Origin of the sequence: Pseudomonas sp. S3(2024) (assembly GCF_036861315.1) — a bacterium.
Classification (GTDB): Bacteria; Pseudomonadota; Gammaproteobacteria; order Pseudomonadales; family Pseudomonadaceae; genus Aquipseudomonas; species Aquipseudomonas putida_A.
The window spans coordinates 155,063-173,200 of sequence record NZ_JAZAQQ010000001.1 but is presented as its reverse complement, the minus strand read 5'-3'; the positions used below and the strand labels follow the sequence as shown (position 1 = coordinate 173,200).

The following is an 18,138-nucleotide window of genomic DNA, read 5'->3' as shown; positions in this document are numbered from 1 at the left end:
GGGAGCAAGCTCCCTCGCCACAGACAGCAGGTGACCACAGGTTTGTGTTGCATCGACTAAACCGCCGCCGAGCCGACGCGGCCCTTGCGCAGTGCATCGATGACCGCTTCTTTCGGGCCGTCGGCGACGACCCGGCCGTTGTCCAGTACCAGCAACCGGTCCACCAGACTCAGCATCGAGGTGCGGTGGGTGACCAGCAGCAGGGTCTTGCCTTGCACCCAACCGTGGAGCTTCTGGCGCAGCAGGTCTTCACTGCTGTTGTCCATGGCGCTGGTGGGTTCATCGAGCAGCATGATCGGTGGGTCGAGCAGCAACGCCCGAGCGAGTAAAACTGCCTGACGCTGGCCGCCGGAAAGTAGCTGGCCGCGTTCGCCTACCGGCCGGTCGAAGCCTTGCGGATGCTGCCGCGCCAGCTCGGTGACGCCGGTCAGTTCAGCGACTTCGAGCATGCGCGAATCGCTGATGTAGCGGGCGCCGAGGGTCAGGTTGTCGCGCAGGCTGCCGGCCAGCAGCGGCAGGTCGTGCGCGACATAACCGATCTGCTGGCGCAGGTCGGCGACATCCAGTTGCCGCAGGTCGAGACCGTCGAGCAGCAACTGGCCTTCCTCAGGTTCATAGAAGCCCATCACCAGTCGCGCCAGGGTGCTCTTGCCCGAGCCGCTACGGCCGATGATGCCGATCCGCTCGCCGGGTTTCATGCTGAAGCTGACGTTGCTCAGCGCCGGCGCGTTCTGGCCGTTGTAGTGAAAGGTCACGCCGCTGACGTCCAGCGCACCTTGCAGCTGCGTGCGTTCCAGGGGTCGCTGCTTGCCGTCGCGCTCCTGCGGCAGGCCCATCAGCGCATCGGTGCTTTTCATGGTCAGTTGCGCTTGCTGGTAGCGGGTGATCAGCCCGGCGATCTGCCCCAGCGGCGCGAGTACGCGGCTGCCGAGCATGTAGCTGGCCACCAGCGCACCGACGCTGAGGTTGCCGGCGATGATGCTGTAGACCCCGGCGACAATCGTCGCCATCCCCGAGAACTGTTGGATGAACAGCGTGCCGTTGGTCGCCAGCGCCGAGAGGTTGCGCGCATGGCTGTCGAGGCGGGTGAGGGCGCCGTGGGTGCTTTCCCATTTGTGCTGGCGCTCGCTTTCGGCGCTGCAGGCCTTGAGGGTTTCCAGGCCGCCGAGGGTTTCGATCAGCAGCGCCTGCCGTTCGGCACCCAGGCTCAGGCTTTTCTGCACGGTGTCACGCAGGCGCACTTGGATCGCCAGGGCAAACATGATCGTGATTGGAAACGCCAGCAGCGGAATCACCACCAGCCAGCCGCCAAGCAGGCCGATCACCACCAGCATCAACACCACAAAGGGCAGGTCGATCAGGCTGGTCAGGGTCACGGCGGTGAGGAATTCGCGCAGGCCCTGAAAGTCATGAATGCTCTGGGCGAAACCGCCGATGGTTGCCGGCCGCGCCTTCATCGCCATACCGGTGATGCGCTCAAATAAAGTCGCGGAAAGGATCACATCGGTTTTCTTCCCGGCAGTATCGAGCAAGTGCGCGCGCACCACCCGCAGCACCAGTTCGAAACCGGTACCGATCAGCAGGCCGATCGCCAATACCCACAGGGTCGAGGTGGCCTGATTCGGCACCACGCGGTCGTAGGTCTGCATGACGAACAGCGGCACCATCAGGCCTAAAAGGTTGATCAGGAAACTGGCAAGGATCGCGTCGCTGTACAGCCATTTCGACAGCTTCAGGGTGTCGCGAAACCAGGCATGGACCCGCGGCACCAGCGGTGAACGCAAGTCTTCAAGTTCGTGGCGCGGACGGGCGAACAAGGCCTGGCCGCTGTAGTGTTCGGCGAGTTCTTCGCGCTCGACCCATTGCTCGCCACCATCGGCTTCGCTGGGCAGGATCAGCGCCTTGCCGTCGTCGGCGAAACGCCGCAGGACGGCGGTGCGCCCATCCTTGAGCAGCAACAGAATCGGCAGATTCAGCGCGGAAATATCCTTCAGTTCGCGGCGCAACAAGCGCGCCTGCAAACCGGCCCGGGCCGCTGCGCGGGGCAGCAGGTCCAGGCTCAGACGTTGCTTGTTCAGGGGCAGCCCGGCACTCAGGCTGGCACGACTGACCGTCGCGCCGTGGAGTTTGCAGAGGATCAGCAGACCGTCGAGTAACGGGTCATCGAAGCTCAGCCGCGGATCAATCCCGGAGTGTCCGCCTTCGGCCATGCTGGTCATATTGATCGCCCCTGTAATGACTGATCCAACCTGTGGCGAGGGGATTTATCCCCGATGGCTGCGCAGCAGCCCCATGGAACTCATTGCTGCTCAAATCTTTGGGGTCACTGCGCAACCCAGCGGGAGCAAGCTCCCTCGCCACAAAGGGTCGTGGGACTTACTTCAGCTCAGGCAGGCGTGCTTCGTTTTTGACTTCGGTCGCCGCAATGGCATCCGCCGGCAGCACCACCCGTTGCTTGCTCAGCAACTGGCCCATGTTCGCCAGCACGCGGTACATCGAATATTCCTCGGTGTAGCGAATTTCGGTGTAGCGACGGTTGGCGTTGTAGAGCTCGTTTTCACTGTCGAGCAAGTCGAGCAGGGTGCGTTGGCCGAGGCCGAACTGATCCTGATACGCCGCGCGCACACGCTTGGTGGTCTCGGCGTATTCGCGGGCGGTCGGGGTCTGTTTGTTCGCGTTGACCATGGCGTTCCAGGCCAGGTGAATGTTCTCGTTCAACTGACGCAAGGCGTTGTTGCGGATGTCCATCGCCTGATTGATCTGGTGCGCATCGGAGGCCAGACGAGCCTTGTCGCTGCCGCCACGGAACAGGTTGTAATTCATGATCACGCCGACGCGCCATTCGTTGTCGTGGCCTTCATCACCTTGCACGTTGTTGTTCGCACCCACTGCGGCCTCGGCATCGAAACGTGGGTAGAACGGCGACTTGGCAACTTCATACTGGCTCTCGGCCGACTGCACGTCCGCCTGCGCGGATTTCAGGTACGGGTTGTTCTCGACCATGCTCTGCTGGGCTTCCGGCAGGCTGGTGGGGATTTCGCCGCGGGTCGACGGTGGCGCTTCCAGTTCATCGGGCATGCGCCCGACCACGGCGTAGAAGTTCGATTCGGCGTCGGCCAGATCGACTTCGGCGGTGTCGAGGTTGTTCTGCGCCAGCGCCTTACGGGCCACCGATTGATCGGAGTCGGCGGTGCTGCCGATGCCGCGCTGGGTGCGCAGGCCGATCTGATCGTTGACGCGCAAGTGCGCTTGCAGGTTGTTCCGGGCCAGGGTCACCAGTTCACGGCGCTTGAGCACTTCGAGGTAGACCTCGATGGTACGCAGCGCCAGATCCTGAGCGGTGCCTTGCGCGTAATAGGCGCGCGAGTTGGAAACGCCCTTGGTGCGCTCGACCTCGTTGGCGGTGTTGAAGCCGTCGAAGATCATCTGCCGCAGGCGCAGTTCCGACTGGGTGTAATTGAGGATTTCGGTGTGGTGATTACCGAAAGCCCGGGTATTGGTGTTGTCGCTGTAGCCGCGCCCGTAGGCGGCATTCAAATCGACGGACGGATAGAAGCCACCCTTGGCCACTTTCACCTGTTCATCGGCGGACAGTTTGGCGTCCACGCGCGAGGCGAGATCCGGGTGAGTGGCGATGGTGCTTTGAATCGCTTCGGTCAGATTCATGGCCTGGGCTTGGGAAGTGCAAGCCATGGCCAGCAAAACCGCGCTGCAGAGGGGGGTTAAAACGCGCATGGGGTGCATCTCCCTGATCCTGATGGTGCGTTACTGTCGCCAAATATTTGACGATAATTTGAGGTGTAAGCGTTTCACTCTTGTAACAACAGAGCTAAGAACATCCTGAAGCGTAGCTAAGAAAAAATTTTCATAAGGCTTATGCCGAAAAAAACTTATGCGCTTGGCGAAAACCAGCACATTGTTCAGATCGAAAGCCTTTGTTTCATGCGCTTTAGGGAGCACAAAAAGGCTTGAGGAAAGTTCCATTCACTTTGCGACATACGGCGAAGTACTGCTGAAGGGGAGGGACGCGTAGCGGCAGATGAGCGACAGATTTTTGTCACTCGGGTGATTCATCACCGTTACGTAGCGTTAGTGGGTTCGCTGCATTGATCAGGATTCTGAAGTGCTTGAAAGCACTGAAGTTTCCTCGTTTGCGCAACCTGCGAAACGAACTGTCGAGGTGCGAGCGTCGCCCCGACAACCCGATTGAGCCATGGGCTGCTTCGCGAACCAGTGCCGACGGTGGTCGGCAGCGGAGGAATTTCACATGGCAACGCTCATCGGGACAGTCACTAAAGTCATTGGTCAGGTTTTTGCGCAGGGCACCGACGGCACGCGCCGCGCCCTGGTCGAGGGCGACCGCTTGTTTGCCGGCGATCAAGTGATCACCGGCGCAGAAGGTGCCGTCGCCATTCATCTGCAAAATGGCCACGAGTTGACCCTGGGCCGCGACAGCAGCATGACCATGTCCGGGCAGCTGCTGGCCAATCAGGCGGTGCACATTGATTCCCCTGAAGCGCTGACGCCGAGCGAAGCGCAACTGACCGATGTCGAGCAGATTCAGAAAGCCATCGCCGCCGGCGAAGACCCGACCAAAGCGGCAGAGGCCACCGCCGCCGGCCCGAATGCACCGGGCGGCGCGCCAGGTGAGTTGGGTGGCGGCCACAGTTTTGTGCTGCTGACGGAAGTCGGTGGGCGCGTGGATCCGGTGATCGGCTTCCCGACCGCCGGGTTCAACGGTATTCCCGAGTTTCCCGAAGAGCGGCATAACGCAGTCATCGACAATGGCGACAACACGCCGATCGTGCCGCCACCGGTCAACAACCTGGTGACCCTCAGTGGCCTCGCCGTGCCTGGCGGTGAGCTGACCCTCAACGAAGCCAACCTGCCTGCCGGCTCCTCGGCCAACCCCGGCGCGCTGACCCAGAGCGGCAGCTTTACGGTGTCGGCGCCGGACGGTCTGAGCAGCCTGAACATCGGCGGTATCAACGTGATCAGCGGTGGTGTGGCGGCCGGTTTCCCGCAGTCGATCACCACACAACTGGGCAACACCCTGACGATCACCGGGTATAACGCCAGCACCGGCGTAGTCAGCTACAGCTACACCCTCAACGGCAACGACGCCCATCCGGCCGGTGAAGGCGCCAACAGCCTCAGTGAACATTTCACCGTGACCGCAAGCGACAGCAATGGCGACAGCGCCACCGGCTCGCTTGACGTCAACATCATCGACGACGTGCCCAAAGCGGCGAATGACAGCAACGCCAACACCGCCTCGGAAACCCAGTTGACCTTGACCGGCAACGTCCTGACCAACGACGTGCAAGGCGCTGACCGCGTGCCCACCGGCCCGGTCACTGCCGGTACCTTTACCGGCACTTTCGGCACCCTCGTATTGAATGCCAATGGCACATACACCTACACCCTGAACACCAGCGACGCAGACTTCAAAGCGCTGCACGGTGGCGGCAATGGCACCGAGACTTTCACCTACACCCTCACCGATTCGGACGGCGATACCAGCACTGCGAATCTGGTTCTGCAGATTCACAACAACGACGATCCGGTGGTGATCAACGGGTTGAACGTTGAAGGTGGCGAGCTGACGGTTTATGAAAAAAACCTCAGCAGCGGTAGCGAGCCGGATGCCAATGCGCTGACCCAGAGTGGCACGTTTACTATCACTGCGCTGGATGGCGTTACCACGCTGACGGTGGGCGGCATCGCCGTTGTCACTAACGGCGTGGCCGCGGGCTTCCCGCAATCGATGACTACACCGCTGGGCAGCACGCTGACCATCACCGGTTTCAATGCCACCACCGGCGTGGTGAGTTACACCTACACCCTCGATCACAATGACGCGCATCCGACGGGCAACGGCGCCAATACCTTGCCTGAGCAATTTGCCGTAACGGTGGTGGACGACAACGGCACCACTGCCAATGCGACCCTCGACGTTAATGTGGTCGACGACCTGCCAAAAGCGGTGAATGATTCCAACGCCAACACCGCGTCGGAAACCAACCTGACCCTCACCGGCAACGTGCTGACCAACGACGTGCAAGGTGCCGACCGCGTGCCCACCGGGCCCGTCACTGCCGGCACTTTCACCGGTACCTACGGCACCCTCGAACTGCACACCGACGGCACTTACACCTACACGCTGAACACCAACGACGCCGACTTCAAAAACCTGCACGGCGGCGGCAACGGCACCGAGAATTTCACCTACACCATCACCGATTCTGACGGCGATACCAGCACCGCGAATCTCGTTTTGCAGATCCACAACAACGACGATCCGGTGGTCATCAGTGGCCTGGATGTGAATGGTGGCGAACTCACCGTTTACGAAAAAAACCTCAGCACCGGCAGCGCGCCTGATACCAACGCGCTAACTCAAAGCGGCACCTTCACCATCACCGCTCTGGACGGCGTCACCACGCTGACCGTCGGCGGCATCGCCGTGGTCACCAACGGCGTGGCCGCAGGCTTCCCGCAATCGGTGACTACACCGCTGGGCAGCACGCTGACCATCACCGGTTTCAATGCCACCACCGGTGTTGTGAGTTACAGCTACACGTTGATCGACAACGAGGCACACCCAACCGCCAACGGCGCAAACAACCTGCCCGATCAGTTCGCCGTAACGGTAGTGGATGACAATGGCACCACCGCCAACGCGACCCTCGATGTGAACATCATCGATGACTTGCCAAAAGCCGCGAACGACAGCAACGCCAATACCGCGTCAGAGACCAATCTGACCCTCACCGGCAATGTCCTGACCAACGACGTGCAAGGCGCCGACCGCGTACCGACCGGCCCAGTGACTGCCGGTACGTTCACCGGCACCTACGGCACCCTGGAACTGCACACCGACGGCACCTACACCTACACGCTGAATACCAGCGACGCCGACTTCAAAAACCTGCACGGTGGCGGCAATGGCACCGAAACCTTCACCTACACCATCACCGATTCCGACGGCGATACCAGCACCGCCAACCTCGTCCTGCAGATCCACAACAACGACGATCCGGTGATCATCAACGGGCTCGACGTCAATGGCGGTGAACTCACCGTCTACGAGAAAAATCTCACTGACGGCAGCGCACCGGATTCCACTGCGTTGACCCAAAGCGGCACGTTCACCATCACCGCTCTGGACGGCGTGACGACCCTGACCGTTGGTGGCATTGCCGTGGTCACCAATGGCGTAGCCGCAGGCTTCCCGCAATCGGTCACCACACCGCTGGGCAGCACGTTGACCATCACCGGATTCAACGCGACCACCGGTGTCGTCAGCTACAGCTACACCCTGGTCGACAACGAGGCACACCCAACCGCCAACGGCGCCAACAATCTGCCTGAACAGTTCGCCGTCACCGTAGTGGACGACAACGGCACCACCGCTAACGCAACCCTCGATGTGAACATCATCGATGACCTGCCAAAAGCCGTGAACGACAGCAACGCCAACACCGCGTCGGAAAGTCAGTTGATCCTGACTGGCAATGTGCTGACCAACGACGTGCAAGGCGCCGACCGCGTGCCCACCGGCCCGGTCACTGCCGGTACGTTCACCGGCACCTACGGCACGCTGGAACTGCACACCGACGGCACCTACACCTACACGCTGAACACCAACGACGCCGACTTCAAAAACCTGCACGGCGGCGGCAACGGCACCGAGAATTTCACTTACACCATCACCGATTCCGACGGCGATACCAGCACCGCCAACCTCGTTCTGCAGATCCACAACAACGACGATCCGGTGATCCTTAACGGTCTCGATGTGAATGGCGGCGAACTCACCGTCTACGAAAAAAACCTCAGCGACGGCACCAGCCCCAATGCGTCGGCGCTGACTCAAAGCGGCACCTTCACCGTGACCGCGCTCGACGGTCTGCAAACCCTGACCGTGGGCGGCATCAACGTCGTCACCGGTGGTGTGGCCGCAGGCTTGCCGCAATCAACCGTCACGCCGTTGGGCAGCACGCTGACCATCACCGGCTACAACCCGGCGACCGGCGTGGTCAGCTACAGCTACACCCTGGTCGATAACGAAACCCATCCGAACGGCAATGGCGCCAACAGCATCACCGAGAACTTCAACGTGATGGCGACTGACACTGACGGCAGCACCGCCAGCGGCCAGATCAACGTCAACATCATCGATGACCTGCCGAGCGCGCACGCCGATTCCGCCTCGGTGGCGGAGGGCGGCACCGTCAGCGGCAACGTGCTCGACAATGACATCGGCGGCGCCGACGGCCCGGCGGTGACCGGCGCGGTGGTCGGTGTGCGCGCCGGCTCCGACACCTCGACCTCGGCCATCGGCGGCCTCAACAGCAACATCAATGGCACCTACGGTTACCTGACCCTCGATGCCAACGGCAACGCGGTCTATCACAGCAACCCCAATACCGTGAGCGGCCCCGGTGCGGTGGATGTATTCACCTACACCGTGCGCGATTCCGATGGCGATGAAAGCACCACCACCATCACCATCGATGTCGCCAACAGCAAGCTGTATGCGACCAGCGATACCGACGTCACCGTCTACGAAAAAGCCCTCGACCTGACCAAGGACGGCGCCGATCTGGCCCCCGGTACGGTCACCGGCAGCGACCCGACCAATACGGGTGAAACCGCGTCCGGCACGCTGGTCGGTTCGGTCACCGGTGCGGTCGGCGCCATCAGCTATGCGCTGGTCGGCAGTGCCACCGGCAACTACGGGCAGATCGTGCTCAACCCCAACGGCACTTACACCTACACCCTGACCTCGCCCGCGACCACCACACCGCATGCCGACGACGGGGCCAATACCCTGACTGAAACCTTCACCTATCAGGCCACCGATTCGCTGGGCAATGTGGTCACCAGCACCATCGTTGTCAGCATTGTCGATGACGTGCCCAAAGCCCTCAACGACAGCAACGCCACCAGTGCCTCGGAAACCCAGCTGACCCTGACCGGCAACGTGCTGAGCAACGACGTGCAGGGCGCGGACGTGGTCGCCACCGGACCGAATGCCGGGCCGATCACCGCCGGTACGTTCACCGGGACTTACGGCACGCTGGTGCTCAATGCCAACGGCACTTACACCTACACGCTTAACCCGGCTGACGCCGATTTCAAGGCGCTGCACGGCGGTGGAAACGGCACCGAGACATTCACCTACACGCTCACCGATGCTGACGGCGATACCAGCACCGCGAACCTGGTGCTGAACATCCACAACAACGACGATCCGGTGGTGCTCAACGGCCTCGACGTCAATGGCGGCGAACTCACCGTCTACGAGAAAAACCTCAGTGACGGCACCAGCCCTGACACCCCGGCACTGACCCAGAGCGGTACCTTCACCGTCACGGCCCTGGATGGCCTGCAAACCCTCACCGTCGGTGGCATTGCCGTCGTGACCAACGGGGTCGCCGCAGGCTTCCCGCAATCGGTGGTGTCGCCGCTGGGCAGCACGTTCACTATCACCGGTTACAACCCGGCGACCGGCGTGGTCAGCTACAGCTACACCCTGGTGGATAACGAAAACCACCCGACTGGTAACGGCGCCAACAGCCTCACCGAAAACTTCAACGTGGTCGCGACCGACACCGATGGCAGCACCGCCAGTGGCCAGATCAACGTCAACATCATCGATGACCTGCCGACCGCCAAGGCCGACACCGGCTCGGTGGCGGAGGGCGGCACGGTCAATATCAGCGTGCTCGGCAACGACGTCACTGGCGCCGATGGCGCAGCGGCGGGCGGGGCAGTGGTCGGCGTGCGTGCCGGCAGCAATACCGCGACCTCGGCGATCGGCGGCCTCAACAGCAACATCAACGGCACCTACGGCTACCTGACCCTCGACGCGGCAGGCAACGCCATCTACCACAGCAACCCGAACTCCGTCAGCCCGCCGGGCGCCACCGACACGTTCACCTACACCATCCGCGACGGTGACGGCGACGAAAGCACCACCACCATCACCATCAATGTCGCCGACAGCAAACTGATTGCTTCGGTCGATCAGGACGTGACGGTCTACGAAAAAGCCCTCGACCTGACCAAGGACGGCCAGGACCTGGCCCCCGGCACGGTCACCGGCAGCGATCCGAGCAACACCGGCGAAACCGCCACCGGCACCCTGGTCGGCGCGGTCACTGGCGGCAGCGGGGCGCTCACCTACACCCTGGTCGGCAGCGCCACCGGCACTTACGGGCAGATCCAGCTCAACGCCGACGGCACTTACACTTACACCCTGACCTCGGCACCGAAAACCACGCCGAACGCCAACGACGGCGCCAACACCCTGAGCGAAAGTTTTACCTACAAAGCCACCGATGCGCTGGGCAACAGCACCACCAGCACGATTGTGGTCAACATCATCGACGACGTGCCCAAAGCCGTGGCGTCGGATCGCTCGGTGGCGGCGGTGGAGATCGATTCCAACCTGCTGATCGTCCTCGACATCTCCGGCAGTATGGCCGACGCCTCCGGTGTACCGGGGCTGTCACGGCTGGCGCTGGCCAAGCAGGCCATCAGTGCCTTGCTCGACAAGTACGATGATCTTGGCGATGTGAAGGTACAGCTCGTCACCTTCAGCAGTAATGCCACTGACCGGACTTCGGTGTGGGTCGATGTGGCGACGGCCAAGTCCATACTCGCCGGCCTCACCGCCGGTGGCGGTACCAACTATGACGCTGCCGTGGCGGTGATGCAGACCGCGTTCAACACCTCGGGCAAACTCACCGGGGCGCAGAACGTCGGCTACTTCTTCTCCGACGGCAAGCCCAACGAAGGCGACATCAACGCTGCCGACGAAGCCGCGCTGAAAAACTTCCTCGATGCCAACAACATCAAGAACTACGCGATCGGTCTGGGCAGCGGCGTGAGCAACGCCAACCTCGATCCGCTGGCCTATGACGGCATCAGCCACACCAACACCAATGCGGTGGTGGTCACCGATCTCAATCAGCTCAATTCGGTGCTGTCGGGCACTGTGGAAGGTGCGCCGGTCACCGGTTCGCTGCTGGGTGAGGGCGGTACGTTCGGCGCCGATGGCGGCTTCATCAAATCCATCGTGATCGACGGCACCACCTACACCTATGACCCGCGCGCCAACAGCGGCCAGGGTTCCTTGACCGCATCCGGCGGCACCAACCACGGTACGTTCAACACCGTGAACAACACGATCAGCATCGCCACCAACAACAGCGGCACGCTGGTGATCAACCTGGACACCGGTGACTACAGCTACACCTCGCAAAAAACCACGACCACGGTGATCACCGAGAACATCGGTTTCACCCTCAGCGACAACGACGGCGACCTCGCCAGCTCGACGCTGACCGTGAAAGTGATCCCCAACTCGCCGCCAGTGGCGGTGGACGACCATGTCATCACCAACGTGCTGTCGAGCAACATCACCGTGCCGGGCGAACTGTTGCTGGCCAACGACACCGACCCCGACGGCGACACGCTCAACGCCTCGCCGACCAGCTTCAACACCGGTTGGATAGCCAAGGGCGCGGACTTCACCGGTACCGGCGCAATCAACTTCGCCGGCACCGGCAACACTGCCGCCAACCAAAACCTGGCCGACGTACGCGCTGCATTCGCCGCCAACACCGCCGCGATGACCGCAGTGCTGGTGGTCAGCGGTTACCTCGGTGCGGTGACCAGCGCCAATGCCAACGATGAAGACCTGATCACCGTCAAACTGAAACAGGGCGAAACGCTGAACCTGGATCACAACCTCGCGGCCGGCCACGTCACCATGGAGTACTCGGTCAACGGCGGCGCGTTCGTCAGCATCGCCGATGGCGGTACCATCACCGCCAGCGCCGATGGCACCTACCAGATTCACGTGACCAACATCAGCAACACCAGTGGCAGCAATCCGACGGCAGCGGAAAACTATCAATTGACCATGACGGTCAACTACGCCGGCGCCCATGACGTGACGCCGGACTTCAACGGCACCTACACCGCCAATGACAACCATGGCGGCAGCGACACCGCCAACGTCAGCATCACCTATCAGGATGGCCACACCCTCACCGGCACTGCCGGGGATGACATTCTGGTGGCGGGCACCGGCAACAACATCCTCAATGGCGGCGACGGCAACGATGTACTGACTGCCGGTTCCGGCAACAACGAGATGCACGGCGGCGCGGGCAACGACTTGCTCTACAGCGGCCCGGGCAACGACATTCTCGACGGCGGCACCGGCATCGACACGGTCAGCTATGCCCACGCCACCGCCGGGGTCACGGTCAACCTCGGCCTGCTCGGCGCGCAGAACACCATCGGCGCCGGCACCGATACGATCAGCAATATCGAAAACCTGGTCGGCTCGAACTTCAACGACACCCTGACCGGCGACAACAATAACAACGTGATCAACGGCGGGCTGGGTAACGACATCCTCAACGGTGGCGGCGGTGATGACCTGCTGATCGGCGGCATGGGCAACAACACCCTGACGGGCGGGGCCGGCGCGGACACCTTCCAGTACCTCAAGGGCAACAGTGGCCACGACACCATCACCGATTTCACCCCCGGCACCGACAAGCTCGACCTGTCGCAACTGCTGCAAGGTGAAAACGGCACCACCGCGTCGCTGGACGACTATCTGCACTTCACCGTCACCGGCAGCGGCGCCTCGGTGCTCACCAGCATCGACGTCAGCGCGCTGGCCGGCGCCACGCCGAACCAGACCATCGACTTGGCCGGCGTCAACCTCGCCAGCCACTACGGTGTGACCCCGGGAGCGGGAGGGGTGGTGGCCGGCGGGCACGACACGGCGACGATCATCAGCGGCATGCTCAATGATCATTCGCTGAAAGTGGACACGGTGTGATCAAGGCCTGAAACGACAAAACCCGCCGCTCCGATCAGTCGGGACGGCGGGTTTTGTCTGTCTGGAGAACTGTGTTGCCAGTGAGTCAGCCTTCGCGAGCAAGCTCGCTCCCACATTGGATTTAGGGTGCTCACCATTGTGTGAACAACAAGGCTCCCCTGTGGGAGCGGGCTTGCTCGCGAAAGCGGCCTCACAGTCGACCAATCCCCAACTGAATACACTCGGTCAAATGGTGGGAGCTGGCTTGCCAGCGATGGCGGCCTACCCGCCGACCAACCTCCCACCTGAATGCACGCATTCCAACTGTGGGAGCGAGCTTGCTCGCGAAAGCGGCCTCACAGTCGACCAATCCCCAACTGAATACACTCGGTCAAATGGTGGGAGCTGGCTTGCCAGCGATGGCGGCCTACCCGCCGACCAACCTCCCACCTGAATGCACGCATTCCAACTGTGGGAGCGAGCTTGCTCGCGAAAGCGGCCTCACAGTCGACCAATCCCCAACTGAATACACTCGGTCAAATGGTGGGAGCTGGCTTGCCAGCGATGGCGGCCTACCCGCCGACCAACCTCCCACCTGAATGCACGCATTCCAACTGTGGGAGCGAGCTTGCTCGCGAAAGCGGCCTCACAGTCGACCAATCCCCAACTGAATACACTCGGTCAAATGGTGGGAGCTGGCTTGCCAGCGATGGCGGCCTACCCGCCGACCAACCTCCCACCTGAATGCACGCATTCCAACTGTGGGAGCGAGCTTGCTCGCGAAAGCGGCCTCACAGTCGACCAATCCCCAACTGAATACACTCGGTCAAATGGTGGGAGCTGGCTTGCCAGCGATGGCGGCCTACCCGCCGACCAACCTCCCACCTGAATGCACGCATTCCAACTGTGGGAGCGAGCTTGCTCGCGAAAGCGGCCTCACAGTCGACCAATCCCCAACTGAATACACTCGGTCAAATGGTGGGAGCTGGCTTGCCAGCGATGGCGGCCTCCCAGCCGACCAACCTCCCACCTGAATGCACGCATTCCAACTGTGGGAGCGAGCCTGCTCGCGAAAGCGGCCTCACAATCGACCAATCCCCAAATGAATACACTCGGTCAAATGGTGGGAGCTGGCTTGCCAGCGATGGCGGCCTACCAGCCGACCAACCTCCCAACTGAATGCACTCATTCCAACTGTGGGAGCGGCGGTGCGACGATTCGACTTGCTCGCGAAAGCGGCCTCCCAGCCGACCAATCCCCAACTGAATACACTCGGTCAAATGGTGGGAGCTGGCTTGCCAGCGATGGCGGCCTCCCAACCGACCAACCTCCCACCTGAATGCACTCATTCCAACTGTGGGAGCGGCGGTGCGACGATTCGACTTGCTCGCGAAAGCGGCCTACCAGACAAAATCAAAACAACAGAGCAAACCCCGCACATAAACATAACCCCGCAACCACGTTTAAAGTACACGAACCGTTACGCCATACCGGCTACAACGCCTTGCGCCGTTACCTACGCGTACGCCAGAATCCGCCGGCTTACACGGCTATGGGGCGGGCTATATCGTATCCCTGTCACTGAAAATCAGTGATCGGGTTTGGTAGCCCGTCTTAAATTGTCGTTGTTGCGACACCTTCATTGCTGTTTCTTTTTTGAGATATGGCTTTGTATGGTGGGCATGCGTGGGGCTCATTCGTGAGCGCCGGGTTACCCAATTTGACCGGTCTACCAACCCGCGCATGGCCGCCACCCGCCGTTTGGTAGCGAGGGTGATGGCTCCTATTGTTCAAATTGGAGTTTCATTTATGTTCAAAGCCACACCCAACCCCCCGGACGTCGATCCAATCCCATACGACCCGGCCCTCGACCCGCAGAAGATAAAAGCGGCAACCGACCGCGCCATCAACTTCTACCTCAACCCCGGCGCCCTGAAGATCTCGATCCCTTCAACCTCGTCATGCAAGGCGAACAGAATCTTCCTCATCGACCCCACCGTGGACGAAGAAACCTTGCTCGTCGAAGCCTGCGAATCGTTAGCCGCCGCCAGCGACATGGCCCGCGATATCGGCGACGTCGTCGACCAGCCACAGCGCCGGGCCATGCTGATGCTGCATCAGGTGATCATGCTCAGTGAACTGATGGTCAACCGGGTACTGGACGTCCGCCGCGTGCCGAACTAACTGCTCGGTCCCCTGTAGGAGCTGCCGCAGGCTGCGATCTTTTGATTTTGCTTCTAAAAACAAGATCAAAAGATCGCAGCCTTCGGCAGCTCCTACACGAAGTCATTCTTCCAAAGTGCCTCGATCGGAGTTCCAGCTGATGTCCGAAACCCCACCCAATCCACCAATCACAGACCCGGTATCGCCGTACGAATCCCTCAACTCCAGAAAACTCCACGAAGCCGCCGAACGCGCCCTCGACCACTACCTCGCGCCCGCAAACATCATGGCCACACCCTACACCCCCAGCAGCATGTTCATGGTCAACCCGCAAACCGACACCGAATCCCTGCTGGCCAACGCCTGCGAATCCCTGGCCTCGGCCACGGTCATGCTCGGCGATTTCGCCGGCACGCTGGAGGGGCCGAGTCGTAATACGGTGTTGGGCATTGCGCAGGTGGTGATGCTGGGGGAGTTGGCGGTGAATCAGGCGCTGGATAATGTTGTGCCCAAGGAATAGGCGCTGACAGTTCTGGCCTCTTCGCGAGCAAGCCCGCTCCCACAGTGGATCTGCGTTGGTCACGGGTTAAGTGCCCGGCAAAGATGCCTTGTAGGAGTCGAGCGTTGGCTACTGTCAGAAATTACAGGTAAGGAGGTATTTGCGATGAACGGTCGGGGGGCGGGTTTTGCATGCCTGAAACTGCTTCCCAGTAGGCGCTGCCGCAGAGAAGTCGACTCTGCGATGAACCCCAACCCATGGCGAGGGAGTCTGCTCCCGCTGGGTCGCGCGGCGACTCCACCCCCCATTCAGCTCAACAAAAATGCAGCCTCACGCTGAGCTGACTGTTTGGGCATTTCCATCGAATTCCCGACAAACGGTAAGAAAACCTAGTATTTCTGACAGTAGTCAGCTTTTTCCGGCAGGCATCTAATTGGGTCACAAACGTTCCACGCCATCGTCAGTCAACGCCCGTTTTATCTTCACGACTGCCCTGCGCGAGAACACTGCCCGCTCAATTGCCGTGGAGTTTCGCAATGGTGCCCCCAGAAGAGTCGTCGATGGATCCGCAACACGCGCGCGGCGATGTCGAAACAAGTCTTGTGGTTATTCCAGAACCGATTGTTCCGGATATCCTGAAAGACGAAGAGGGTAATGAGAGCCCGGACGGGCTATTACCTCGCGATGTATTGAATCGCGATTTGAAAATCACGATTCCGGCGTGGGATTTCTCGACAGAGCCGGAATTCGTAAAAGACGTCGTGTTGGTGGGCTTCAGGCGACGGGGGCTTCCCTTTGATGACGACACGGCGGGGGTGTTCCCGTTCGATATTCCCATTGATCCGGGTGACAAGATTGTTTCGGTGCCTCAAGGGGACCTGGCAGCTGGCGTTTACGACCTGTCGTACAAGCTCGTGATTGGTGGCAACGACGCGGAATCGCTGAAAAAAACCATCACTGTCGATAGAGTGCCGCCGGATGACGGCCAGGAACCGGCGATGCTGGAGCTGCTGGATCTTGAGGGCGACATCACCGATGACTATTTGGACGAGCACGGTCAGGTTCGTTTCAAAGTACGCCTCTATCTGGACGTAAAGGCTCGTGACCGGGCGATTTATTACTGGACGGACACCAACACGCCACCGGACTTCGAAACCGAAATCCGCGAGCAGGCGTTCAGTCAGTTTGATATCGATAACGATCAACTCATCATCACCGTCTACGCAGACGAAATTCGCCTGCGCGGTCATGGACAGCGATACATCTATTATCGCTTGCGCGACTGGGCCGGAAACCGGGGGCCGCGCTCGCGGCCGCTGCCTGTGTTCGTCGATCTGAGCCCGGGGGTGCCCGTTCACAAACCTCCGCGCATCCCCCTGTCGGACAGAGGCTTGATCGATCGGCAGCACGCCCGGGAGGGAGCGGTCAACCAAGGGGCGGTGACGGTCGAAATCGATGCCTATGACAATCCGTTGAGCGGCGATCAGATACTGCTGGACTGGGATGGCACTGTTCTGCCGCCGCAGGATGTCGACCCGGCCAACTTTCCTTGCGTGATCCCTGTGCCGTGGAGTGCGCTCACAGCCAAGGGGCTGGGGCCGGTGAATGCTCGTGTCACTTACCGCGTGCGTTCAGGGGGCGTCGATAGCAAACCATCAATGGAAACCCTGGTATCGGTGAACCTGACGGTGGCAGGCCAGGATCACGCCAATGCGCCGGCGTTGTTGAACCCCAAGCTTGCCTTGCTGGAGATCTACGGCGCCAACTCCAAGGTGCTGAACACATTGCTTACCGAAGATTTCGGCGAGGACGCCGACGGCTTTCTGACCTTGTTCGACGCACCTGAACGAGGGCACACGATCGAAGTTTATTGGGGGAGCATCAGTACGCCCGTGGCGAGATACATCGTCCAGAGCGGTGACGTTGCCGGCAAGAGAGTGCCGTTCAATATTCCATGGTCGGTCATTGACCAGGACCGGCTGAACCCGGCGTTGCCGGTCCATTACACCACCAGCAATGGCGTCAACCAGCAGTTGGCGCCATTCACGCCCGTCAAGGTGTCGATCATCATTATCGAAGGTCTCGAAGAGCCTTCGTTCCCTGACGCTGGCATCAGAGGAACGCTTGACTGCTGTGCGAAACCGCGTCTCTGGGAGCGGGTGCGCGTGAGGATTGAAGGCAACCCGGCGTTTGACGAGAAGGACATCGTGACTTTGTTCTGGCAGGGATGCGCGGGACCGAATGGCACCATGCCCATTCCCGGGGCCGCGCAACCGTTCTTCACCACTTTGAGTGCGGATCAGGCAAGAAACGGTTTTGAAGTGCATGTGACCGATTACGAAAAATTGATAGCGCCGATGGAAAACCAGGGTTCGGCGTTATGTCATTACACCTTGAAAAAGTTTACGGGTGGGCAGGGTGTTTCAAAAAAAGAGTTCGTGATTATCAATAGAACCATGCCCAGTGGTGCAGTGTGCTCACCCACTAATGAAACCTGCACGGAACCGTAACGGGTGTTTGATTAATTAAAGTGCATTAGCCGTTTTTAGTCGGGACAGTCACGAGTATTTATTCGTGGCTGACAGAGAGTGTTGTGCCCGCTTTTTGGGCGTTAGTTGATTGA

Annotated in this window: 6 protein-coding genes; 4 read left to right on the top strand and 2 right to left on the bottom strand. The window is 60.7% G+C overall.

The window, feature by feature from the left end:
* Positions 1-56: 56 nt before the first annotated feature.
* Entirely contained in the window at positions 57-2,219 is a 2,163-nt protein-coding gene (locus VLA07_RS00775) for a type I secretion system permease/ATPase (protein WP_247267749.1), read from the bottom strand.
* Between the two features lie 157 nt (positions 2,220-2,376).
* Complete coding sequence (locus VLA07_RS00770) at positions 2,377-3,735, bottom strand: TolC family outer membrane protein (RefSeq protein WP_007962570.1); 1,359 nt, start codon at positions 3,733-3,735, stop codon at positions 2,377-2,379.
* A gap of 532 nt (positions 3,736-4,267) precedes the next feature.
* On the opposite strand from VLA07_RS00770, the gene VLA07_RS00765 reads away from it, so the two are divergent.
* The 4 genes from VLA07_RS00765 (at position 4,268) to VLA07_RS00750 (ending at position 18,025) form a co-directional block, all read left to right on the top strand.
* Positions 4,268-12,874, top strand: a complete 8,607-nt coding sequence (locus tag VLA07_RS00765) for a retention module-containing protein (RefSeq protein ID WP_333988247.1) — start codon at positions 4,268-4,270, stop codon at positions 12,872-12,874.
* 1,788 nt (positions 12,875-14,662) lie between these two features.
* Entirely contained in the window at positions 14,663-15,037 is a 375-nt protein-coding gene (locus VLA07_RS00760) for a DUF6124 family protein (RefSeq protein ID WP_333988246.1), read from the top strand.
* Between the two features lie 139 nt (positions 15,038-15,176).
* Positions 15,177-15,536: a DUF6124 family protein gene (locus VLA07_RS00755; RefSeq protein ID WP_333988245.1), complete on the top strand. Its 360-nt coding sequence runs from the start codon at positions 15,177-15,179 to the stop codon at positions 15,534-15,536.
* Between the two features lie 539 nt (positions 15,537-16,075).
* A complete protein-coding gene (locus VLA07_RS00750; RefSeq protein WP_333988244.1) occupies positions 16,076-18,025 on the top strand; it encodes a hypothetical protein in 1,950 nt (649 codons plus the stop codon).
* Positions 18,026-18,138: the final 113 nt, after the last annotated feature.

Excerpts from the sequence above, each read along its gene's own strand:
- VLA07_RS00755 (WP_333988245.1), top strand. The coding sequence starts at position 15,177 with ATGTCCGAAACCCCACCCAATCCACCAATCACAGACCCGGTATCGCCG.
- VLA07_RS00775 (WP_247267749.1), bottom strand. The coding sequence starts at position 2,219 with ATGACCAGCATGGCCGAAGGCGGACACTCCGGGATTGATCCGCGGCTG.
- VLA07_RS00770 (WP_007962570.1), bottom strand. The coding sequence starts at position 3,735 with ATGCGCGTTTTAACCCCCCTCTGCAGCGCGGTTTTGCTGGCCATGGCT.
- VLA07_RS00765 (WP_333988247.1), top strand. The coding sequence starts at position 4,268 with ATGGCAACGCTCATCGGGACAGTCACTAAAGTCATTGGTCAGGTTTTT.
- VLA07_RS00760 (WP_333988246.1), top strand. The coding sequence starts at position 14,663 with ATGTTCAAAGCCACACCCAACCCCCCGGACGTCGATCCAATCCCATAC.
- VLA07_RS00750 (WP_333988244.1), top strand. The coding sequence starts at position 16,076 with ATGGATCCGCAACACGCGCGCGGCGATGTCGAAACAAGTCTTGTGGTT.